Below are 557 nucleotides of genomic sequence, written 5' to 3' on the forward strand. Positions count from 1 at the left end.
TCCCTCCCCCCCCTCCCCCCCCCCCCCCCCCCCCCCTTCACCTCCCCCACCCATCCCCCCCCCCCCCCCCCCCCCACCCCAACCCCCCCCCCCCCCCCCCCCCCCCCCCCCCCCCCCCCCGCCTTTGCGTCGTCCGTGACGCGGATGCCGTCCGTCAGGCCTCGCTGCCCGCCTGCCACGCCGACCACGACAGGTTCCAGCCGTTGAGGCCGTTGTCCGGCTTGACGGTCTGGTCGTGCGAGTTCTTCACGATGACGACGTCGCCGACCAGCGACTCGTTGAAGAACCACTTGCCGGGGGTGTCGCCGCCGCCGCCCTTGTTGTCCTGCAGGCCGACGCAGCCGTGGCTGGTGCCGGCCTTGCCGAAGATGGACGGGGAGCCCCAGTAGTTGCCGTGGATGAACGTGCCGGAGGACGACAGCCGCATGGCGTGCGGCACGTCCTTGATGTCGTACTCACCGCCGAAGCCGACGGTCGAGCCGTCCATGCGGGTCTGCACGAACTTCTCCGAGATGACCATCTGGCCGTTGTAGGTCGGGTTGTCGGGGCTGCCGCCG

General features: G+C 72.0%; 1 protein-coding gene. It reads right to left on the minus strand.

Translation table 11 applies throughout. The features are described from left to right. Positions 1 to 154: 154 nt before the first annotated feature. Positions 155 to 557 (minus strand): L,D-transpeptidase (locus AC0680_RS32515; protein WP_478635975.1); only part of this gene is annotated, 403 nt, incomplete at its 5' end.

It is taken from the genome of Streptomyces sp. NPDC043738, from assembly GCF_056436545.1.